General features: G+C 67.3%; 18 protein-coding genes. 2 read left to right on the plus strand and 16 right to left on the minus strand.

What is annotated here, in order from left to right:
- Positions 1 to 144: 144 nt before the first annotated feature.
- Positions 145 to 3,222, plus strand: coding sequence for a TonB-dependent receptor (locus tag M2299_RS12100; protein WP_280884415.1), 3,078 nt, complete (start codon positions 145 to 147; stop codon positions 3,220 to 3,222).
- Positions 3,223 to 3,384: 162 nt separating this feature from the next.
- Positions 3,385 to 3,579 (plus strand): heavy-metal-associated domain-containing protein, encoded by a 195-nt coding sequence (locus tag M2299_RS12105; protein ID WP_025874804.1) that lies wholly within the window; start codon positions 3,385 to 3,387, stop codon positions 3,577 to 3,579.
- Between the two features lie 77 nt (positions 3,580 to 3,656).
- Here M2299_RS12105 and cueR read toward each other — a convergent pair whose 3' ends face one another.
- The 16 genes from cueR to hisG form a co-directional block, all read right to left on the minus strand.
- Positions 3,657 to 4,109 (minus strand): Cu(I)-responsive transcriptional regulator, encoded by a 453-nt coding sequence (gene cueR, locus M2299_RS12110; RefSeq protein WP_025874806.1) that lies wholly within the window; start codon positions 4,107 to 4,109, stop codon positions 3,657 to 3,659.
- A 12-nt stretch (positions 4,110 to 4,121) separates the two neighbouring features.
- Positions 4,122 to 6,623 carry a heavy metal translocating P-type ATPase gene (locus M2299_RS12115; RefSeq protein WP_280884416.1) on the minus strand — a complete coding sequence of 834 codons (2,502 nt, stop codon included), beginning with the start codon at positions 6,621 to 6,623 and terminating at the stop codon, positions 4,122 to 4,124.
- Between the two features lie 159 nt (positions 6,624 to 6,782).
- Positions 6,783 to 9,740: a TonB-dependent receptor gene (locus M2299_RS12120; RefSeq protein WP_280884417.1), complete on the minus strand. Its 2,958-nt coding sequence runs from the start codon at positions 9,738 to 9,740 to the stop codon at positions 6,783 to 6,785.
- A gap of 381 nt (positions 9,741 to 10,121) precedes the next feature.
- Positions 10,122 to 10,853 (minus strand): copper homeostasis protein CutC, encoded by a 732-nt coding sequence (locus tag M2299_RS12125; RefSeq protein ID WP_280884418.1) that lies wholly within the window; start codon positions 10,851 to 10,853, stop codon positions 10,122 to 10,124.
- Positions 10,850 to 11,848 (minus strand): N(4)-(beta-N-acetylglucosaminyl)-L-asparaginase, encoded by a 999-nt coding sequence (locus M2299_RS12130; RefSeq protein WP_280884419.1) that lies wholly within the window; start codon positions 11,846 to 11,848, stop codon positions 10,850 to 10,852. Before M2299_RS12130 ends, M2299_RS12125 begins: the two co-directional genes overlap by 4 nt.
- Before the next feature lie 52 nt (positions 11,849 to 11,900).
- The gene (locus tag M2299_RS12135; protein ID WP_025874816.1) at positions 11,901 to 12,923 is read right to left on the minus strand and encodes a glucokinase; all 1,023 of its coding nucleotides are present in this window, start codon (positions 12,921 to 12,923) and stop codon (positions 11,901 to 11,903) included.
- Between the two features lie 84 nt (positions 12,924 to 13,007).
- Entirely contained in the window at positions 13,008 to 13,292 is a 285-nt protein-coding gene (locus M2299_RS12140; protein ID WP_025874818.1) for a hypothetical protein, read from the minus strand.
- A 48-nt stretch (positions 13,293 to 13,340) separates the two neighbouring features.
- Positions 13,341 to 14,930 (minus strand): calcineurin-like phosphoesterase family protein, encoded by a 1,590-nt coding sequence (locus M2299_RS12145; protein WP_280884420.1) that lies wholly within the window; start codon positions 14,928 to 14,930, stop codon positions 13,341 to 13,343.
- Between the two features lie 159 nt (positions 14,931 to 15,089).
- Entirely contained in the window at positions 15,090 to 15,710 is a 621-nt protein-coding gene (gene hisIE / locus M2299_RS12150) for a bifunctional phosphoribosyl-AMP cyclohydrolase/phosphoribosyl-ATP diphosphatase HisIE (protein WP_280884421.1), read from the minus strand.
- Positions 15,700 to 16,476: an imidazole glycerol phosphate synthase subunit HisF gene (gene hisF / locus M2299_RS12155; protein ID WP_049464459.1), complete on the minus strand. Its 777-nt coding sequence runs from the start codon at positions 16,474 to 16,476 to the stop codon at positions 15,700 to 15,702. The genes hisIE and hisF overlap by 11 nt, the downstream gene beginning before the upstream one ends.
- On the minus strand, positions 16,470 to 17,204 hold the full coding sequence (gene hisA / locus M2299_RS12160; protein WP_100436204.1) for a 1-(5-phosphoribosyl)-5-[(5-phosphoribosylamino)methylideneamino]imidazole-4-carboxamide isomerase: 735 nt from the start codon (positions 17,202 to 17,204) through the stop codon (positions 16,470 to 16,472). The genes hisF and hisA overlap by 7 nt, the downstream gene beginning before the upstream one ends.
- On the minus strand, positions 17,201 to 17,803 hold the full coding sequence (gene hisH / locus M2299_RS12165; protein ID WP_025874829.1) for an imidazole glycerol phosphate synthase subunit HisH: 603 nt from the start codon (positions 17,801 to 17,803) through the stop codon (positions 17,201 to 17,203). Before hisH ends, hisA begins: the two co-directional genes overlap by 4 nt.
- The gene (gene hisB, locus M2299_RS12170) at positions 17,800 to 18,873 is read right to left on the minus strand and encodes a bifunctional histidinol-phosphatase/imidazoleglycerol-phosphate dehydratase HisB (protein ID WP_025874831.1); all 1,074 of its coding nucleotides are present in this window, start codon (positions 18,871 to 18,873) and stop codon (positions 17,800 to 17,802) included. The genes hisH and hisB overlap by 4 nt, the downstream gene beginning before the upstream one ends.
- On the minus strand, positions 18,870 to 19,964 hold the full coding sequence (gene hisC / locus M2299_RS12175; RefSeq protein ID WP_080148949.1) for a histidinol-phosphate transaminase: 1,095 nt from the start codon (positions 19,962 to 19,964) through the stop codon (positions 18,870 to 18,872). The genes hisB and hisC overlap by 4 nt, the downstream gene beginning before the upstream one ends.
- Positions 19,961 to 21,256 (minus strand): histidinol dehydrogenase, encoded by a 1,296-nt coding sequence (hisD, locus tag M2299_RS12180; protein ID WP_280884422.1) that lies wholly within the window; start codon positions 21,254 to 21,256, stop codon positions 19,961 to 19,963. Before hisD ends, hisC begins: the two co-directional genes overlap by 4 nt.
- Complete coding sequence (gene hisG, locus M2299_RS12185; protein ID WP_025874837.1) at positions 21,253 to 22,164, minus strand: ATP phosphoribosyltransferase; 912 nt, start codon at positions 22,162 to 22,164, stop codon at positions 21,253 to 21,255. The genes hisD and hisG overlap by 4 nt, the downstream gene beginning before the upstream one ends.
- Positions 22,165 to 22,177: the final 13 nt, after the last annotated feature.

Raw genomic sequence — 22,177 nt, forward strand, 5'->3', positions numbered from 1 at the left:
TTGGGGAGCAGGACAGGACGTGTCAGGCCATCTGCCAAGCGCTCGTCGCATCTGCAGGGCGAAGGCAAGATCGGCATCACGAATTAGATCGATTCAAGTTTCCGCGTCAGTCAGTCACCGGATCAATCCAGGAGAGAGGGAGAGATGGCAATGAAGCATTCAACACGTACGCAGGGCCACGACGCGTTGTCGCTGGCCATCGCGCTGGCCCTGGCCGCCGCCGTCGCCCCGCTTGGCGCTTCCGCCCAGCAGGCGTCAGCAACGACCGGCACGCAGGACGCCACCACCCTGGACAGCGTCCAGGTCACCGGCTACCGCTACGCGATCGAAAAGAGCCTGCAGCAGAAGCGCGACGCCAACGCCGTGGTCGAAGTGATCACCGCCGAGGACGTTGGCAAGTTCCCCGACAAGAACGTGGCCGACGCGCTGCAGCGCGTGCCCGGCGTGGTCATCACCCGCAGCGGTGGCGAAGGCAAGTCGGTCAGCGTGCGCGGCCTCGCGCCCGACCTGACCCTGACCCAGTTGAACGGCAACTACGTCGCCTCGTCGGAAACCAACAACGAAGCAACCCGTTCGTTCAACTACACCCTGCTGCCGTCGAACATGCTGTCCAGCGCCGAGCTGTTCAAGTCGCCGGAGGCGCGCATCGACGAAGGCGGCATCGGCGGCACGGTCATCCTGCACACCCGCCGCCCGCTGGAGATGGAGGCCAATTCCGGCTACGTCAACCTGGAAGGCACTTCGTCCGATACCAGCCACGACGTCGATCCGCAGGTGTCGGCGCTGTATTCCTGGCACAGCAAGGACGAGCGCTTCGGCGTGCTGGTCGGCGTGACCCAGCAGAAGCGCACCAGCCGCACCATGGAGACCAGCACCGAGGACTACCAGTGGTACGGCAACAACACCACCGCGCGCGATGCCAACGGCAACCTGCTGGAACAGGATGGCATCCACTACTGGTGGGGCCAATCCGGTTTCAACAACCAGACCGGCACGAACTACAGCGAATTCTTCATGCCGACCTCGGTGAACTTCGCGGTGAAGGAAGAGAAGCGCGAGCGCAAGGGCGGCCAGCTGACTTTCCAGTTCAAGCCGATCGACAACCTGACCCTGACCGCGAACTACTTCCGCTTCGAACTGCAGGGTGACTACACCCAGAACATGCTGAAGGTGCCGGAGTGGAACCTGGCCCGCTACAACGGCGATGGCAACTGGGCCGGTGGGCGCCTGCTCAACGGGCTGAGCTTCGATCCCAGTGGCAGCATCGTCACCGGCGCGCAGTACGAAAAGCTTGCCGGCAAGACCTATTACTGCAGCGAAGACCAGGCCGCCGCAGCTGGCCTGCCCCCGGGTGGCTGGGGTCCGGATGACTGCACCATCCCCACTCCGCAGCTGACCGGTGGCTACAGCAAGGAAAAGGCGCTTTCGCAGACGGCCGATCTGACCGTCGACTGGGACATCAGCCCGCTGTGGAAGGCCAGCTTCACCGGCGGCCGCACCTGGTCCAAGGGTGGCCCGTCGATGAATTTCCGCATGTCGGCCAAGCCTCGCCGCAAGGTGGGTGACCAGTGGCAGGCGGGCAACCAGTACACCGCGTGGGACCTGACCGGCACGCCGTCGCTGACCGTCTCGCCGGACATCCAGCAGCAGCTGATGGCCGGCATCGCCGAGGTCGATACCGGCTCCACCGATTCGTCGTGGATGCAGACCGAGGTCAAGCAGAACTACTTCCAGGCCGACGTCACCAAGATGTTCGAAGCCGGCTGGCTGGACTCGATCCAGTTCGGCGCCAAGTACCGCGACGGCCAGGTGCACCGCAATACCGGCAACACCTACTGGGTCTGCCAGGGCCTGGACCCGGCCGACTATGACAACAATCGTTACCAGGCCGGTTGCGATCCGACCGCAGGCAATGCGCAGCCGGGCTTCTTCCTGTCCAACCCGATCAGCAACATCGCCGGTGGCTTCAATGCCAACGTGTTCCCCGGCATCAACTACCCGGCCTACATCGACTACCTCAACCAGACCTACGGTGGCTCGCACAACCGTACCGAGGAAGACTTCGTCTACGACGTCAACGAGAAGATCTACTCGGGTTACTTCCAGGCCAACTTCCGTACCGACCGCGTGCGCGGCAACGTCGGCGTGCGCGTGGTGCGCACCAAGCAGTTCGCCCAGTCCAGCGATTCGGTCGAGCGCTTCAACGACTACTTCGTGGACAACGCCGCTGGTGCGCCGATGAGCTGCGATGACCCGGCTGCCGATCCGAACCTGCGTTGCCAGGGCGGCTTCGTGCGTCTGCCGGACAACCAGGTGCGCGACAAGGTCTATACCCTCAGCTCGCTGGAAAAGACCTATACGGACTTCCTGCCGAGCTTCAACATCGCCTGGGACATCACCGACAACCTGGTGCTGCGCGGTGCCGCGTCGAAGGTAATCGCGCGCCCGGGCTACACCAGCATCGCCTATCCGGGCGGCCTGCAGTACATCAGCCAGGAATACAGCAATGATCGTCGGGTCGCTGGCGGCACCGACACCCCCGGCTGGTACGGCTCGGGCAGCAACAAGGCACTGGAGCCGTTCAAGGCGGTGCAGTTCGACCTTGGCCTGGAGTGGTATTTCAAGCCGGGTTCGGTTGCAGGCGTGGCGTTGTTCCGCAAGAACGTGGACAACTTCACCGTGCCGGTCGTGCGCGACCAGCAGATGACCGTCGGTGGTGAAACGGTGGTGGTGCAGAAGTACAGCACCGAAGCCAACGGCCGCGACGGCGTGTCGCAGGGCGTGGAGCTGTATGGCCAGTACACCTTCGACATGGGCTTTGGTGTCCAGGCCAACTACACCTACAACGACACCAACCTGGCCTCGATCGTGCTTGATGGCGAAGAGATCGGTTCGTCGCCTCTGGTCGGCAGCGCCAAGAACCAGGCCAACGTCACCGTGTTCTACGAGAACGACAAGTTCCTGGCCCGTGCCTCGTACAACCGTCGTGGCGAAGTGGTGGGCGGCCTCAACAACGGCCTGACCACCTACACCAAGCCGTACAGCCAGCTGGATCTGAACGTGGCCTACAACATCACTGCGGACTGGACCGTGACCGCAGCAGTGCTGAACGCCACCAAGTCCGAGCTGCGCAGCTACATCGGCAACGACAGCCAGGCCCGACTGCTGTCCAACCTGTATGCCGGGCGCCAGCTGTACTTCGGCGTGAACTGGAAGTTCTAAGGCATTACCCCCGCCTGCGGGCGGGGACGATCCTCCACGGCAGCCGCGCTGGTACAGGTGGCTGCCGTTTTTCGTGGGCCCTGCGCCGCGGGAGCGCTTGACCCTGCCATCGTTGCAAGGTGCACACTGCCTCCACCCCCAAGTGCATCGAAGGAGCTACAGATGGAATTCCATGTGGAAGGCATGACCTGCGGCGGCTGCGCGCGCAGCGTGACCAAGGCGATCGAGCTGGTCGACCCGGCGGCGACGGTGTCGGCCGACCCGCCCAGCCGCCGCGTGCAGGTGCAGACCTCGGCCAGCGAAGCGCAGATCATTGCAGCGCTGACCGAAGCGGGTTTCCCGCCGCGCCCGGCCTGATCGCCTGAGCCACTGCATGAACGATGCCCGCCCCGTGCAACTGCCGGGGCGGGCACTTTCTTTTCCGTATGTCGTCTTCAGGTCCTGCGCGCGCGCCTGCGTACCGCCCCGGTGGGCGCCGCAACCGGCGCAGCGCCCTCCTCGCCTTCGCCCAGCCGCTGCAGGATCGGGCACTCGGGACGATCATCGCCGGCGCAGCAGCTGATCAGTGATTTCAGCGTATCGGCCATCTGCCGCATGTTCTCGATGCGCTGTTCCAGATCATCGATGTGCTGCTCGGCCAGGCGCTTGACGTCGGCGCTGTGCCGCGAGGTGTCGTTCCACAGGCCCAGCAGGTCGGTGATCTCGGCCACCGAAAAGCCGAGATCACGCGCGCGACGGATGAAACGCAGCCGGTGCACGTCGGCCTGCGAATAGGCGCGATAACCTGCGCCGGTACGGTCAGCTGGCGGAATCAGGCCGATCTGCTCGTAGTAGCGGATCATCTTGGCCGACACGCTGGATGCCTTCGATGCTTCACCGATGTTCATGCCATCACTCCTTTACTGGGCCGCATGGGACGCCTCGACCATCGGCGCCTGGAAGCGCCGCAGGCGCAGCGCATTGCCGAGCACGAACACGCTGGACAGGGCCATGGCACCGGCGGCGAACACTGGCGACAGCAGGACGCCCCATACCGGGTACAGCGCACCCGCCGCGACCGGAATCAACGCGGTGTTGTAGGCGAAGGCCCAGAACAGGTTCTGGCGGATGTTGCCGATGGTCGCCTTCGACAGCGCGATGGCATTGGGCACGCCCTGCAGGTTGCCGGACATCAGCACCACGTCGGCCGACTCCACCGCGACATCGGTGCCGGTGCCGATGGCCAGGCCCACATCGGCCTCGGCCAGCGCCGGCGCATCGTTGATGCCATCACCGACGAACGCAATCTGCCCGTAGGCCGCCTTCAACCGGCGCACCGCCTCCACCTTGCCTTCGGGCAACACCTCGGCCACCACTTCATCGATGCCGAGCTGGCGGGCGATGGCCTGCGCGGTGGCGGCGTTGTCACCGGTAATCATGGCCACCTTCAGACCCAGCTGGTGCAGGGCGGCAATGGCGGCCGGCGTACCCGGCTTGATCGGATCGGAGACGGCGATGATCGCCGCCAGGCGGCCATCGATGGCGGCATACAGCGGCGACTTTCCTTCGTTGCCGAGGCGGTCGGCCAGCGCAGCGAACATGCCGATGTCCACGCCCAGCGAACGCATGAAGCGATCAGCACCCACTTCCACCCGCGCACCGTCGACGCTGGCACGCACGCCCATGCCGGTCACCGACTCGAAATCAATCATCGCCGGCAACGCGATGCCCTCCTCCGTCGCCGCCTCGACAATGGCGCGGGCGATCGGATGCTCCGAGCGCGACTCCACCGCGGCCACCCGCGCCAGTACCTGCGCACGATCGAAGTCGTCGGCGATCTCCAGGTCGGTCAGCAGCGGGCGACCTTCGGTCAAGGTACCGGTCTTGTCCACCGCCACCACCTTGGCGTCCTTCAACAGCTGCAGCGCCTCGCCCTTGCGGAACAGCACGCCCATCTCGGCACCACGGCCGGTGCCGACCATGATCGAGGTCGGCGTCGCCAGCCCCATCGCGCATGGGCAGGCGATGATCAGCACGGCCACCGCGTTGACCAGCGCGAAGGTCAGCGCCGGCGACGGCCCGAAGATCAGCCACACCAGGAAGGTGGCCAACGCCGCCAGCATCACCGCCGGCACGAACCACAGCGTCACCTTGTCGACCACGGCCTGGATGGGCAGCTTGGAACCCTGTGCCTGTTCAACCAGACGGATGATCTGCGCCAGCATGGTCTGCCCACCTACCGCCGTCGCACGCAGGGTCAGCGCGCCCTTCTGGTTGACGGTGCCGCCAACCACGCTGCTGCCGGCCGACTTCTCGACCGGGATCGGCTCGCCGGTGATCATCGATTCGTCGACGTAGCTGCGACCCTCGGTCACCTCACCATCCACCGGCACGCGCTCGCCCGGACGCACTTCCAGCAGGTCGCCCAGCAGCACCTCGTTGATCGGGATATCGACGATGCGCCCTTCGCGGCTGACGTGCGCCACCTTGGCCTGCAGGTTGACCAGGCGCTTGATCGCCTCCGAGGTACGGCCTTTCGCGCGCACCTCCAGGAACCGGCCGAGCAGGATCAGCGCGACGATCACTGCCGCCGCTTCGTAGTAGACATTCACCGTGCCCGCCGGCAGCAGGCGCGGGATGAAGGTGGCCACCACCGAATAACCGAACGCCGCCGCGGTACCCACCGCCACCAGCGAGTTCATGTCGGGCGCCAGGCGCAGCAGCGCCGGGAAGCCCTTCTGGTAGAAACGCCGGCCGGGAATGGCCAGGACCAGCGTGGTCAGCACGAACTGCAGGTACCAGCTGGCCTGCATGCCGATCGTGGACATCACCCAATGGTGCATGCCGGGGATCAGGTGCGAGCCCATTTCCAATACGAACACCGGGGCCGCCAGCACGCTGGCCAGGATCAGGTCGCGCTTCAGCGCCACCCGCTCGGCATCCTTCTTTTCCGCCGCTTCCTCGTCGACCTGGGTACCGCCATCGATCGCGCGTGCCGCATATCCAACCTTGTCGATCGCCGCCACCAGTGCATCGATGCCGGCAACGCCGCGCACGGTCGCACGCTCGGTGGCCAGGTTGACGCTGGCGTGGCTGACGCCCGGCACCGCCAACAGCGCGCGCTCCACGCGGCCGACGCAGGACGCGCAGGTCATCCCTTCCACGGCCAGTTCGGTGGTCGCGGCGGGTACTTCGTAGCCCACCTTCTCTACTGCCTGGATCAGCGCATCGCGGTCGACCGGACCAGAGGAACGGATGTCCGCGCGCTCGGTGGCCAGGTTGACCGACACGCTGGCGACCCCCTCGACCTTGGCCAGGGCCGCTTCAACGCGGCCAACACAGCTGGCGCAGGTCATGCCTTCGATCGGCAGGCTGATGGTGGAAGCCGTCTCGTGGACGGCTGTGGGGCTGGAGGTGCTCATGGCCTGGTTTCCCTGGTTCCATCTGGAGGATGGTGACCAGCCTAGACCTTGCCATCGTGGGAAGGTCAAATCCACTCCACCCCGCCAATGTTCCATCAAAGCCACAGTAGAGCCACGCCATGCGTGGCAGGCGCCGGGCCATGCCCGGCGCCACCTCCCTCAGAACGTGAACACATACTCCAGCGCGAACTCGCGTCCCACCGCACCCAGCAGGCGGGTCGGGGCGAAATCGTAGTCGACCTTGTACGGGTCCTTGTGGTTCCAGCTGGTCGCATTGAAAGCGTTGTTCACGTACAGATTGACCTTCATGAACTCGGTCACCTGGTAGCCGACGTTGAAGTTCCAGGTAATGAACGGCCCCACCCGCCCGTAGTAGCGCGCCGTCTGCTGCCCCGCATTCGGGTTCGGATTGGCCGATCCATCCGGGCGCGTGGCAGGCTCCAGGCAGTTCAGCGACGGGCTGTCGCTGGGCACGTAGCCATCGGCGAACGGCAGGCAGCCACCGGGGTTGTCCAGGCGGTCGGTGCCCCAGTGGTAGCGCACGCCCGGCACCGAACCGATGCGGTCGGCATACACGTTCGCATTCCAGTTGCCACCCTGCCACGCCAGGCTGGCGCGCAGCTTGCTGCGCAGGTCACGGTCGCGACGCTCAGGGTTCGGATCGTTGGCGTAACGCTGTTCTTTCGTCGAAATCTGGTTGGTGTAGTTCACCCCCAGCTGGAAGCTGCCCCATGCGGCCGTCTCCAGCCGGTAGCGCGCGCTCAGGTCGATGCCGCGCACTTCGCGGCTGGCCAGGTTGAACGGCCCGCGCTCGATCGACACCAGCCGGCCGCTGCTGTCACGGTTCACCCGGGCCAGGATGCCGGCGCAGTAAGCCTCACCTGCCGGGTTCGCCCACGGCGTGCCATCCATGTTCTTGCCGGTCAGGCAGCCAGCCTCGCTGGCCAGCACTTCGTCGGCACCGACGTCGACGATCATGTCTTCCAGCTTGATCGCCCAGTAGTCAGCGCTCATCGACAGGTTCGGCAGCACGTCCCACACGAAACCGACCGTCCACGAATCGCCGGTTTCCGAGCGCAGCAGCGGCGTACCCCGGCGGTTCACATCGAACGCGTACCAGACATCGGTATTGCCCACGCCGCAGTTGTTGACCAGATAAGCGCCGCTCTCGATGCAGCGCAGGCGATCGTAGGTGAGCACTTCGGAACTGCTGGCCTGGCCCAGCAGGTAGTGCATGTCCGGCGCGTGGAAGCTGGTCGCGTAGGAACCGCGCACCAGCAGCGACTCGAACGGCCGCCATTCCAGGCCGGCGTTCCAGGTGGTTTCCTTCTGGCTGCCGATATCCAGCGCTTCGCCGCCGCCGTCGGCCTTGTAGCTGCCGTACCGGTCATAGCGTGCCGCCGCGGTGGCGATCAGGCTGTCGGCCAACGGGATCTTGAATTCGACACCGGCCGAGTAGCGGGTACGCTCGCCACCGCCGCGATCGACGTTCTGCAGATCGAAATCGATGCCCGCGCGCGGGTCCGGGCTGAGGTGATAACCCTGCTTGGCCACTTCGGCTACCGCTGCGAACGAGATCGGCCCGGCCCAGCCCTGGAACAGTTCACCGGTGATGTCGGCCGAGGCCTGGTTGACGTAGGACGACGCCCGGTTCTTCGCTACCGTGCCCATCTGCCAGTACTGGTCCGGGGTGATCGGGTTCCACCAGCGCGACTCGTTCAAGGCGTAGGTCGCCTCGCCATCGCCGGTGGTGCCCAGCCGTGGGCCGAGGAAGAAGTCGTACGACTTCTGCTCGTCGACCACGTTCTGCCGCTCCTCGACGCGGTAGTAGGAACGACCGACCGTGGCGCTCCAGTCGAAGCGATCGGCCAGGCGCCCGCGCAGGCCTGCGCTGATATCCCACGACAACTCGCGGTTGGTATTGCGCAGCGTGTCCAGGCCACCGACTTCGTTCGGGGTGAACTGGCGCACGCCGAGCACCGGGCGATTGCGGTTGGCATCCCAGTAGTAACCGTTGGCATCGTCGATCAGCGACACGCTCGGCGGATTGGTGCCCCAGATCGCTTCGGAACGGTATACCGCCAGGTTGCTCCAGGCCTGCAGATCGTTGCCGAAATCGAAGGTGGCATACAGGTTGCCCGACAGGTTCTCCGAGCCTCCGGTCAACAGCCAGTTGGCGTAGTCGGCGCTCATGCCGCAGAGGCGGCCGGTGTTGCTCACCGTATTGGCGTTGTAGTTGTAGACCAGGCGGTCGGCGGTGTAGTACTCGCCAGCGAATTTCTCGCAGGTGCCGTCCGGCGGCGCCAGGCGCTGGCCGTTGCTGGGGTCGATCAACGCCAGGCCAGCGGTGGGACGGAAACCGACCTTGCGCTGCTCCATGTTCCAGGACGGGTACAGCGCATCGTCGGCGTCGTCCATCTGCGGCCGGTCACGGCCGAACAGCGGATCGCGCTTGGTGTACTGCAGAGCGTAGGTCACGCTCCAGTTGTCGCCGGTCTTGCCGCCCGCCCAGGACAGATCCCAGGTGTCACGCCCGCCTTCGGTGGAGGTACCGCCGCGCACGCGCACTTCGTCGCCGTCGTAGTTGGTCTTGAGGATGACGTTGACCACGCCGGCGATGGCGTCCGAACCGTAGATCGCCGAGGCGCCGCCAGTCAGCACTTCGATGCGTTCGACCGCCGCCGCCGGAATGTTGCTGTAGTTGGAGAAATTGGTCTCGCCGCCATAGGGCAGCGGATAGTCGGCCACGCGACGGCCATTGACCAGCAGCAGGCTGCGGTTGGGGCCCATGCCGCGCAGGTTCAGGCCGCTCGCGTTGGGGGTGTGCGAGCCCCACTGCGACGCCGCCTCGACCGTGCCGGTCGCCTCGGTCAGGGTCTTCAGTGCGTCGTAGACGGTGACGAAGCCTTCCTTCTGGATCTGTGCGGCGCTGATCACGTTGACCGGGGCCGGGCCCTCGACGCTGGCACGCTTGATGCGCGAACCGGTGACGGTGACCGCATCAAGATCCTTGGTGGGCGACGGGGCCGCTTCCTGTGCGCCAGCGGCAAACGGCAGCAGGGCCAGGGCGAGGGCGTGGGACAGCAGATGACGGCGGTTGCGGACGGACTGAGCCATGGGTGGTTGCTCTTGGATGGTGGACGCGCGGTCGGATGGCGATCCCGGGCGTTGAATCGATCCATCTCGATTCGACCGCCCTCCCCTGTGGATCGATCCAAACTAAAGCACAGCTGAACCACGCCCAGCATGCGGCGGCGCAGCATCCACGCGACACACGTCGTTGTTGCCTGTTGGGCTGCAGATGAATCAATGAGTTGCACGACATCGTTATGGAAGCAGCACAGATGTCGATGACGCGATCGCGACAGTCGCGCGCAGAACGGTTTTGTCCGTGATCGGGTTTGCGCGTTCGCCGGGCATGGCCCGGCGCTACCGCGCATGCACCCATCGCGGTGCGGACCCGCCCCGGTAGTGCCGGGCCATGCCCGGCGGATTCGCTCAGCCGTCGAGCGCCTTCCGCAGCGCACTCACCGTGGCGGTGTCTGTCTGGCTCCAGTCCGGGTCCAGCCCGCGCAGGGCCGGGTTCTGGAACTGCATGGCCGAACGTCGTTGCCCCTTGGCCGAGGCATGCAGTTCGAGACAGCCGGTCTTCCGCGCGACGGCGGCGATGTTGCCCGGGCCCAGCCCTGCGCCGGCCATGACGCTGATCCTGCCGGCCGCCTGCGCGACCAGCGCGGCCAGTACATCGGCACCGGCGTCGGCGCTGGCCTGGCCGCCGGACGTCAGCACCCGCTGGCAGCCCAGCCCGATCACCTGCTCCAGCGCCGCCGGCAGATCGCGCGCGGCATCGAAGGCACGGTGGAAGGTCACCTGCAACGGGCCGGCCGCGCGCAGCAGTTCGCGGCACAGCGGCAGGTCGATATCGCCCTGCGCATCCAGCGCACCGATCACCACGCCATCGCAGCCCAGCGCGCGGCACTGGGCGATGTCGCGCAGCATCAGCTCGGTTTCCAGCGCGTCGTAGTGGAAATCCCCCGGACGCGGTCGCATCAGCACGAACAACGGAATCTGCAACCGCTCGCGGGCGATGGCGATGCTGGCAAACGACGGCGTGGTACCGCCTTCGGCAAGGTTGTCGAACAGTTCGATGCGATCTGCGCCACCGGCCTGCGCGGCCAACGCCGAAGCCACCGAATTGCTGGCGATCTCCAGCGTCAGGCGCGCGTTCACGCCTGCGTGCTCGTATAGATCGACGGTGAGTCGCGCAGGTCGTCCTGGCGCTGCGCATCGCACACCGCGTAGACGAAGCCGCGATGCAACGCATAGGCACCCACCTCGCCCTGCTTGTTCATGGCAAGGAAGCAGACCTGCAGTGTGCGGCTGGCCTCGGGGCGCTTGCGCACCACCCGGTCGATCGCTTCGCGGCAGGCCTGTGCCGGCGAACGGCCCTGGCGCATCAGCTCGACCACCAGGAACGAGGCCGCGTTGCGGATCATTTCTTCGCCCACACCCGAGGCGGTGGCCGCGCCCACGTCGTTGTCCACGTAAAGGCCAGCGCCGATGATCGGGCTGTCGCCGACCCGGCCGTGCAGTTTCCAGGCCATGCCGCTGGTGGTGCAGGCACCGGCCAGGTTGCCCTTGGCGTCCAGTGCCAGCATGCCGATAGTGTCGTGGTTGTCGCTGTTGCCGGGAAGACCGCGGCGCTCGGCATTGATCTGCGGCGCGTACTTTTCGGTCTTCAGCCACTCACGCCAGGCCACTTCGGCCTTCGGCGTCAGCAGGTGCTGGCGCTGGAAGCCCTGCTGCACGGCGAACTGCTGGGCGCCCTCGCCCACCAGCAGCACATGCGGGCTGTTCTCCATCACCCTGCGGGCCACCGACACCGGGTGCAGGATGTCGACCAGCGCAGCAACCGCGCCACAGCGGCCGTCACCATCCATGATGCTGGCGTCCAGGCTCAGCACGCCGTCGCGGTCCGGGTTGCCACAATGGCCGACGGTGGGATTGCACAGCTCGCTTTCGGCCCAGCGTGCACCGGCTTCCACCGCATCCAGCGCACTGCCGCCCTGCGCCAGTACCTTCCACGCGGCCTGGTTGGCCGGCACGCCGAAGTCCCAGGTCGAGACCACCTTGGCGCCACCGTGCGTACGCGCCTTCACCGCCGGCAACGCTGCCACGCCTGCGGCCAGTGCACCGGCCTGCAAAAACTGCCTGCGATCCACCATCTTCGCCTCCGTCTGCATGCTGCGCCCGCCGGCCCGATGCCGGCAGCGCCGATCAATCGTGCGCGGGGGTCCGCGCTGCGTGCCAGGCTGCGGCACCGAGCACACCCAGCTGGCCATGTTCGACCCGCCACACCGGCACCTGGCGCAGCACGTCGGTCAGCACCCCCTTGTTGAGGAAGCGCTCACGGAAACGGCCGTCGGCCAGGAAGTCCTGCACATGGGTGGAAATGCCGCCGGCCAGGTACACCGAGCGCGCGCCTACGGCGATCGCCGCGTCGCCGGCCAGGCTGCCCAGCCAGGCGCAGAACACCTGCAGGGTTTCCACTGCCAGCGCGTCGTCGCCTTGCCGCGCAGCCGCGATCAGCGCTTCGGTGCTGGTCCATTGCGGAGCCACGCCGCGCATTTCGCACAGGCAGGGATACAGGTTCATCAGGCCGCTGCCGGACAGCACGCGTTCGTTGTCCACATGCGGCCAGCGCTGCAGCAGCTGGCCCAGCACATGCAGTTCCAGCGCATTGCCGGCGCCCAACGCAGCGTGTCCGATCTCGCTGGCCAGCACCGGGCGCTCGCCATCGGCGAAGCGCAACGCGGCGCCCAGGCCGGTGCCCGGCCCCAGCACCAGTGCCGGGAAGGTCTTGGCCGGATCGGCATCGCCATTCAGCGGCACCAGCGTGTCGGCCTGCAGGTAGGGAATGGCCAGCGCCACTGCTTCGAAATCATTGATCAGCTGCAGGTCGGGCAGGCCCGACTCGCGGCGCGTCGCCGACAGCGACACCGTCCACGGCAGATTGGCATTGATCAGGGTATCGCCGTCGAGCAGGCCGGCGATGGCGACCACCGCACTGGCCATCGGCTGGCCGAGACTGGCGGTGAAATCGGCCAGGATCGCCGCCAGGCTGGGGTGGTCGGCGCAGGCGTAGGTGCGGTAGCTGCCCAGTCGCGGCGCCTGCCCCGGCAGGGTCTCAGCCAACGCAAGACGGGCGAAGGTACCGCCGACATCGGCGACGACCAGGCTGCGGGGGACGCCGCTGCGGGCGGACTCGGATGGCGCCGGGGACACTGCTGCAACGTTCACGCTGGCCTGCTTGGATCGATTGAATCGTGCCGATTCTCAGGCATCGGACGGCCTTTGCCTAGCGCGGCGACAGCGCCGCCCGGGTCACATGCCTTCCTGCTCGGCCACCTGCACGCCATCCACCAGCACCCGCAGGCGCTGCGGGCGGAACCCGGCGAACAGCAGCGGCCGGGTCCGCTCCACCAGCACTTCATGGCCGGCGATATGGCGCTGCCACGACTGTACCAGCGAGAACGAGAAGTGCGTGCCCGGATGCAGCGGATGCTGCACCCAGACCTTCTCGCTGGCGCTCTGCAGCATCATCGCGCCGGTGAACCAGTGGCGGCTGAGGGTGACCGGCGTGGTGCCGGCCATGAAGCGGATATCCATGCTGCGTCCTTTCGTGATGGAAGTTGGTGATGGCAGCCCGGCCCGCGCTCAGGGCTGCGCGGTCTGCAGGCTGTAGCTGGTGCTGGCGGTGAACACCGCACCATCGGGCTGGGTGGAGCGCACCTCGACCTTGTGGCTGCCCACGGCCAGGTCGGTCGGCAACGCGCCACGCCACAGGTGCGGCGAGGCGGTGGCTTCCGGCGAACGGTCGTAGCCGCGCAGCGTGGAAGCCAGGTCGTCGGCCACGTTCTCCACCAGCAGGCGCGGATCAGGCTGGCTGACCTGCTTCATCGGCTGCCAGGCGCCGCCATCGACGCGGTACTCGACCACGCTGGCGTCCTCGCCCATGTACACGTTGGCATAGATGCCCCACGCCGGGTACGCGCCCTTGCGCAGCACCTTCGGTGCATGCAGGCCGATCTGCTCGCTGGCGGCCGCACCGGCCACCCGGTACTGCAGGCGATAGCTGCCGTTGCCGGCCACGTCCAGCAGCGCATAGCCCTTCGGCGTGCCGTCGCTCATGGTGCTGTCCGGTACGCCGGCGGCATTTTTCACGCCCGACCAGAACGCACCGCAGTTGGCACCGACGTTGTACTCGTGCAGCGGCCTGGCGCCCTGCCAGCCGTCAGCCTTGCCGTGGTAGACGTGCTGCTGGGTGTGGCTGTGGCCACTGAGCACCAGCACGTTGCGGAAGTCCTTCAGCAGGTCGAACAGGCGCTGGCGGTCGGCATGGCGGAAGGTCTCGCGCCCCGGTGCCGCATCGAACAGCGGGATGTGCATGCCCAGCACCAGCAGACGGTCCTTGTGCAGGCCCTTCAGGTAGGCAGCGAGGAAAGCGAACTGATCCTCGCGCAGGCCACCCACATACCTGGGCTTGGCGTTGGGGTCGTACACCACGTCGTCGAGGAACACGAAACTGGCGCCCCCCTCTTCCACTGCATAGGTATCGGGGCCGTAGATGTTGCGCCAGCTGTCCAGCGAATGCGCATCATTGGCCGCGTCGACATCCAGGTCGTGGTTGCCGGGTACGTGGAACCACGGCACGCCGAGTTCGGTGGTGACCTTGTTGATCGCCGGGTACAGGGTCAGGTCGTCGTTGACGATGTCACCCAGCGTGGTGCCCAGGCGGGCCTTGGTCTGGCCCACCAGCGGCGCCACGATGGACTGCCGGTAGTAGCCGATGTCCTGCAGGCTGGCGGTCTGCGAGTCGGTGAACACCAGCATCTGGAACCCACGGCGGCTGTCATGCCGGTCGTTCTGCATGGCGAAGTCCCAGTTGCGGGCAACGTCACTGGTCGCGGCGATGCCACCGTACTTCAGCGCCGGCGAACCATTCGGCCGGTAGTGCCGCCAGAACGACGGCAGGCCGTCGGCGGCCTTCGGGAAGGAATAGGCATCGGGCTTGATCACGAAGACCGTCTGGCCGTCACGCACCGGCAGGCTGTAGCTGCCGTCGGCGGCGGTCTTGACGATGGTTTCGCCGTTGGACACCTGCACGCCGGCCAGGCCCGGATCGGTCGCACCGCGGCCCGGCTTGCCGTCACGCTCCAGATAGACCTTGCCGCTGACCACGGTATCGGCGGCCCAGGCCGGCGAGGTCAGCAACAGGCAGCACAGCCAGGCGGCAGGCAGTTTCATGGGGGCGGTCCGGGAAAAAGAGACCGCCTATTGTAGATTCCGGCGATGACATCGCGCACGCGATTGCCGCTTTTCCTGTCGTGCCGGCCGCTGGCCGGCATTCCACCAGGCGTCCCTTGATCATCGGGTTGCCGGCCAGCGGCCGGCGCTACCGCGCCTCTAACGATGGCGCTTTTCCAGCACGTCGCGGGCATCTTGCAGCGACAGCCCGCGCGCGCGCAGCAGCACCAGCAGGTGGTACAGCAGGTCCGACGCCTCGCCCAGCAAGGCCTCATCGTCCTGCGCCACCCCGGCCAGCGCCGTCTCCACGCCTTCCTCGCCCACCTTCTGCGCGATGCGGCGGATGCCGCCTTCGAACAGGGACGTCGTATAGCTGCCGGAGGGGCGCAGCGCCTCACGCACGGCGACCAGCTGGTCCAGGCCACCGAGGAAGTCCTTCGGTGCGCCGTCGAAGCAGCTTTCCGCGCCGGTGTGGCAGGTCGGGCCTGCCGGGCGCGCCAGCACCAGCAGCGTATCGGCATCGCAATCGACGCTGATCGACTGCACCGCCAGCACATTGCCGGACTGCTCGCCCTTGGTCCAAAGACGCTGCTTGCTGCGGCTGAAGAAGGTCATGTGGCCGATGGCCAGCGTCGCTGCCAGCGACTCGGCGCTGACGTAGCCCAGCATCAGCACCTGCAGGGTGTCGGCGTCCTGCACAACGGCCGGCAGCAACCCATCGCCCTTGTCCCAGTCCAGCGTTTCCAGCGCCTGCGGCGACGGCCGCACATCAATAGACATCCCGCACCTCGATCTGCTGCTCGCGCAGGTAGCGCTTCAAGTCGGCAATGGCGATGGCGCCACTGTGGAATACGCTGGCCGCCAGCGCACCGTCAACGTCGGCCTGGTCAAAGGCCTGGGCGAAGTGCTCCATCGTACCCGCACCGCCCGATGCGATGAGGGGCACCTGGCACAGCGCACGTGCCTGGCGCAGCTGCTCGACGTCATAGCCACGGCGCACGCCATCGCTGTCCATGCAGTTCAGCACGATCTCGCCGGCACCCCGGCGCTGCGCCTCGACGATCCAGTCCAGCGTGCGCAGCGGCACTGCCTGGGTTTTGTCCGGGTCGCCGCTGAAACGGCGCACGCGCCACTGGCCGTCGTCCTCGCGTACCGAGTCGACACCGACCACCACGCACTGCACGCCGAATTCTTCGGCCAGTTCGGTGATCAGTTCCGGGCGGCCCAGCGCGGGTGAGTTGATCGAGATCTTGTCCGCACCGGCGAACAGCACACGACGCGCGGTCTCCACGCTGTCGATGCCGCCGGCCACGCAGAACGGGATATCGATCAGGCGCGCGATGCGCTCGATCCAGGCCACGTCCACCGACCGTGCCTCCGGGCTGGCGCCGATGTCATAGAACACCAGCTCGTCGGCACCCTGGTCGCGATAGCGCTGCGCCAGTTCAGCGATGTCCCCCATGTCGACGTGATCGCGGAAACGCACGCCCTTGACCACGCGGCCATCGCGCACGTCCAGGCATGGAATGATGCGGCGGCTCAGCATGCCAGCGCCTCCGCCAGGTCCATGCGCTGTTCCAGCAATGCCTTGCCGAGGATCGCGCCGCCACAACCGGCGGCCTGTGCCGCAGCCACGTCGGCCACATCGCGGATACCGCCTGACGCCTGTACCGCCACGCCCGGCAGCAACGCTGCGAGGTGCCGGTACAGGCTGATGTTGGGCCCGGCGAGCATGCCATCGCGGGCGATGTCGGTGCACAACAGGTGACGCATGCCGGCCTGTGCATAGCGTTCGGCCAGCGCATCCAGGGTCACCCCCGCGTTCTCGGTCCAGCCATGCACCGGCAGCTGCCATTGCCCCTGCGCGTCCTGCCGTGCATCGAGGGCGATGGTCAGCCGCTCCGGGCCGAACTCGCCCAGCCAGCCGATCACCTGCGCCGGCTCGCGCACCGCCAGTGAGCCGATCACCACGCGGCTGGCGCCGGCATCGAGGATGCGTGCCACGTCGTCACGGCCACGCACACCGCCACCGGTCTGTACCTGCAGCGGGGTCTGCGCACGGATCGCGGCCAACAGCGGCGCCAACGTGTAGCCACCGGCACGTGCGGCATCCAGATCGACCAGGTGCATCCACTGTGCGCCCTGCGTGGCGAATGCCTGCGCACGCGGCAGCGGGTCGTCGCCATAGTGGGTTTCCTGCGCGTAGTCGCCCTGGCGCAGCCGCACGACGCGGCCGTCGCGGATATCCAGTGCGGGGTAGACGATGAAACTCATGCAGCGGTGCCCTCGAGGAAATTGCGCAGCATCAGCGAACCGGTATCGCCGGACCGCTCGGGATGGAACTGGGCGCCGAAGTAGCGGCCCTGCTCGACCACGGCGGTGAACAGGCCGCCGTGATCACAGGCGGCGACGGTATGGCTGTTCAGCGGCGCGGCATAGCTGTGCACGAAATACGCACTGGCGCGCTCGGGAACCCCCTGCAGCAGCAGCGACGGGCGCAGCGGCAGCAGCCGGTTCCAACCCATGTGCGGCACGCGGATGCCACAGGCCGGCACCAGCTTGCGCACCACGCCGGGGATCAATCCCAGCGTATCCACGCCGGCCTCTTCGGAGCGGTCAAACAACAGCTGCATGCCCAGGCAGATGCCCATCAAGGGCACCTGCAGCTGGCGCAGCGGCTCGACCAGGCCCTGCGCATGCAGGCGCTGCATGCCGGGGCCGGCCGCGCCGACGCCGGGCAGGATCACCCGTTGCGCGCCGGCCAGGCCTTCGGCATCGCGGACCAGCTTCACCGTCGCACCGAGCCGTTCCAATGCGTAGCGCACCGAACCCAGGTTGGCACCGCCGGCATCGATCAGCACGACCTCGCTCACAGCGCCCCCTTGGTGGTCGGCAAGGCGGTGCCCTGCCGCGCCAGTGCCGGCCGCAGTGCACGTGCCAGGGCCTTGAAGCAGGCTTCAACCTTGTGGTGGTCGTTGTCGCCACGCACCTGCAGGTTGAGGTTCAGCCCGCTGGCATCGCACAGCGAACGGAAGAAGTGCGGGACCAGCTCGGTCGGCATGTCGCCCACGCGCTCGCGCTTGAACTCGCCTTCGAACACGAAATACGGGCGGCCACTGAAATCCAGCGCAGCGCTGGCCAGGGTTTCATCCATCGGCAGGGTAAAGCCGTAACGGCCGATGCCGCGCTTGTCGCCCAGCGCCTCGCGCAGGGCCTGGCCCAGCGCAAGGCCGGTGTCTTCGATGGTGTGGTGTTCGTCGATGTGCAGATCGCCCTCGGCGCGGATGTCCAGGGCGAAACCGCCGTGCTTGCCGATCTGCTCCAGCATGTGGTCGAAGAACGGCAGGCCGGTGTGGATGTGCGCATCGCCGGCACGGTCCAGATCCAGTTCGACGCGGATCTTCGTCTCCTTGGTATTGCGCTGGACCACCGCCGTGCGTGGTGCATCGGCCAGTGCGTGGGCGATGCCCGGCCAGTCCCACTCGCCGCCGAACTGTTCGGTGCGCAGCTGGAAGCCACGGATGTTGAGGTTGTCGGCGAACTGCAGGTCGGTGATGCGGTCGCCCACCATGCCCGAGCGCGCCCAGTCGATGCTGCGGTCCTGCAGGTAGGCCGTCATCAGGCCGATGCCCGGCTTGCGCGTCGGCGCGTTGTCGTGCGGCCAGCTGCAGTCGACCAGCACGTCACGGAAAACGATGCCTTGGCTTTCGAAGATCTGCAGCATCAGGTCATTCGGGCCATCGAAGCTGGCGCGCGGGTAGCTCTCGCTGCCGAGGCCATCCTGGTTGGTGACGATCACGAACTGGTAGCCGGCATCGCGCAGCTTCAGCAGCGCCGGGATCACCTGCGGCACGAAGCGCAGCTTCTCGTAGGCGTCGATCTGGAAATCCGCCGGCTCCTCGATGAGGGTGCCGTCGCGGTCGATGAACAGTATCGGCGTCATGCCGCGGCCCTCCGTGCCGACAGGGCCGCAAGCACGCGGTCGTTCTCTTCGGGGCTGCCGATGCTGATACGCAGTGCATCGCCCAGCTGCGGTGCGGCGCGCTGGTCGCGCACCACCACGCCGGCAGCGAGCAGCGCGTCGAACGCCACCTGCGCATCGGCAAAGCGGACCAGCAGGTAGTTGCCGGCCGATGCGTATACCCGGCCGATGCCAGGCAGGCCCTGCAGGCCGTGGTGCAGGCGCTCGCGCTCGGTGATGACCGTGGCTACCCGCTCAGCGGTGCGCGCAAGCGCGGCCGGCTGCAGCGCCTGCACGGCCAGCTCGGCGCACGGCGTCGGCACCGGGTACGGCGCCTGGCAGCGGCGCAGCACGGCAATCAGCTCCGGCGCGGCGATCAAGGTGCCGATACGCGCGGCGGCCAGAGCGTGCGCCTTGGACAACGTGCGCAGCACCGCCAGGTTGGCGTGCGCGGCAAGCAGCGTGGTCGCCGAAGCGCGCTGCGCGTACTCGACATAGGCCTCGTCCACCACCACCAGCGCCTGCCCGCGCAGGGCAACGGCCACGCGCTCGATCTCCGCCAGCGGGATATCGCTGCCGGCAGGATTGGACGGCGCGCACAGGAAAACGAGCTTGGCGCCCTGCCCCTTCGCAGCGGCAATCACCGCGTCCAGATCCGTGCGCAGGCCCTCACCATCGTCAATCAGCGGCACCTCGATCAACGGCGCACCCTGCAACCGCGCACAGACCGCGTACATGCCGAATACCGGCGGCGTCACCAGCACGCCATCGCGGCCCGGCACGCACAGGGCGCGCACCAGCAGATCGATCGCCTCGTCGCTGCCACGGCCTACCAGCAGCTGTTGCGGCTGCACGCCGTACAGCGACGCCAGCGCATCACGCAGCGCACCCGGTTGCGGTTCCGGGTAGCGGCGGCAGCCGCCCGTGGCGTCGGCCGGGTTGGCCCACGCCGATTCGTTCGCGTTCAACCACACCTCGCCCTGCACAGCGCTGCTGCGCGCCGAACTGTAGCCGGCAAAGGCCTGCAGGTCCGGCCGTACCAGGGCCAGCACGCCGTCGATATCCGCGCTCATGCGGCCACCTCCATGCGCAGTGCCACCGCACGTTCGTGCGCATCCAGCCCTTCGGCGCTGGCGATGATGCGCGCGCAGCCACCGATCGCGGCCAGGCCAGCAGCGGTCGCGCTCTGTACGCTGATCAGGTTCTGGAAGCTGGCCACGCTGACGCCACTGTAGGCGCGCGCGGCACCGGCGGTGGGCAGCACGTGGTTGGTGCCGCTGCAGTAGTCACCCAGTGCTTCCGGCGTGTAGTCGCCGAGGAACACCGAACCGGCCGCCTGCACCTGGTCCAGCCACGCGCGCGGTTCGCGCAGGGCCAGGATCAGGTGTTCGGGGGCGTAGCGGTTGCTGATCGCAAACGCATCGGCCAGCGATTCCACCTGGATCAACTGCGATGCCGACAGGGCCTGGCGGGCGATGTCCTGCCGCGGCAGCAGGGCCACCTGGCGCTCAACTTCGGCCTCGACGGCGGCCAGCATCGCCGCGTCATCGGTCAGCAGCAGCACCTGGGAATCCGGGCCGTGCTCGGCCTGCGACAGCAGGTCGGCGGCAACGAATGCAGGGTTGGCACCGGCATCGGCGATCACCAGCACTTCCGAGGGACCGGCCGGCATGTCGATGGCGGCGGCACCGTCCTGTGCCACCTGCTGCTTGGCTTCGGTGACGAAACTGTTGCCCGGCCCGAACAGCTTGTCGCTCGCCGGGATGCTTTCGGTGCCATAGGCCATCGCCGCGATCGCCTGCGCACCACCCAGCTTGAACACGCGTTGCACACCGGTCAGGCGCGCGGCCACCAGCACCGCAGGATCGGCCGTACCGTCGGCACGCGGCGGGGTGCACAGCACCACCTGTGGGCAAGCGGCCAACTGCGCCGGCACGCCCAGCATCAGCGCGGTGGACGGCAGTGGCGCACTACCGGCCGGCACGTACAGCCCAACCCGGCCGATCGGCCGCAGCATGCGCTCGCAGACCACGCCCGGCGCGGTTTCCACCGTATAGCCCTGGCCCATGCCGGCCGCGTGGAAGCGGGTGATGCGTTCGGCCGCTTCCACCATGGCCTGGCGCAGCTCGGCCGGCACCAAGGCATCGGCAGCTGCGAACTCGGCTGCGGAAACTTCGAAATCCTGCAGATCCACGCCATCGAAGCGCGCGGTGATCGCGCGCAGCGCGGCGTCGCCCTGCGTGCGCACCTGCGCGATCAGCGCGGCCACCGCATCACGGGTCTGCTGCGCCACGATCTGCACCGGGCGGGTCAGCGCCGCGCTGCGTGCGGCCTCGTCAAGTTGCGACCAGATCAGACGATTCATGCCAGCGACCGCTCCACGCTCAGTACCATCAGGCCCTGGGCGCCGGCGCGCTCCAGTTCTTCCATGCGCTGCCAGGTCAATGGACCGGGGCACATGGTCTGCAGGCGCAATGCACCGCCATCGGCAGGCAAACGCACCAACGGTTCGGCATCGGCCAGCAGCTGCGACAACGCGTCGACGCGGTCCTCGCTGGCGCGGAACATCAGCAGTTTGCGGTCCTGCCGCTGCACCACACCGTCCAGGCGGCGCAGCAGCATGCTGCGCAGCGCGCCGCGCGCATCATCGGGAACGCGTACCGCACCGGCCAGCACGGCTTCGCTGTCGAGCAGGTTGTGCACCGGGGTGAGCTGGTTGGCACGCAGCGTGGCGCCGCTGGAGACCAGGTCGCAGATCAGGTCGGCGGTGCCCAGGCGCGGCGCGATCTCCACCGAGCCGGACAGTTCCACCACCTGTGCATCCACGCCCTGCACGGCCAGCCACTGCTTGAGGATGGCCGGGTAGCTGGTGGCGATGCGGGTACCGGCCAGTTGTGCCGGCCCCTGCCATTGCCAGTCTTCCGGCACCGCCAGCATCAAGCGGCACTGGCCAAAGCCCAGCCCCCGCAATGCCTGGTAGGCATCGGCCAGGCCGATCTGGCGACGCGCGGCCGCCTGTTCGTCCAGTTCATTGCGGCCGACGATACCCAGGTCGCAGACGCCATCGGCGATCAGGCCGGGAATGTCGTCGTCGCGCACCAGCAACAGGTCCACCGGCAGCGATTCGCCGTAGCAGAACAACTTGTCGCGGCTCTCGCGCCAGCTCAGGCCACAGGCACTGAGCAGGTTGCGGGCGGGCTCGGCCAGCCGGCCACTCTTCTGGATGGCGATACGCAGCCGGTCTCGCGCCGGCGCTGCCTGGGTTGCACTCATGGGGGAGGTCTCG

The sequence above is a fragment of the Stenotrophomonas sp. 1278 genome (genome assembly GCF_029892765.1).
Taxonomy (GTDB): domain Bacteria; phylum Pseudomonadota; class Gammaproteobacteria; order Xanthomonadales; family Xanthomonadaceae; genus Stenotrophomonas; species Stenotrophomonas indicatrix.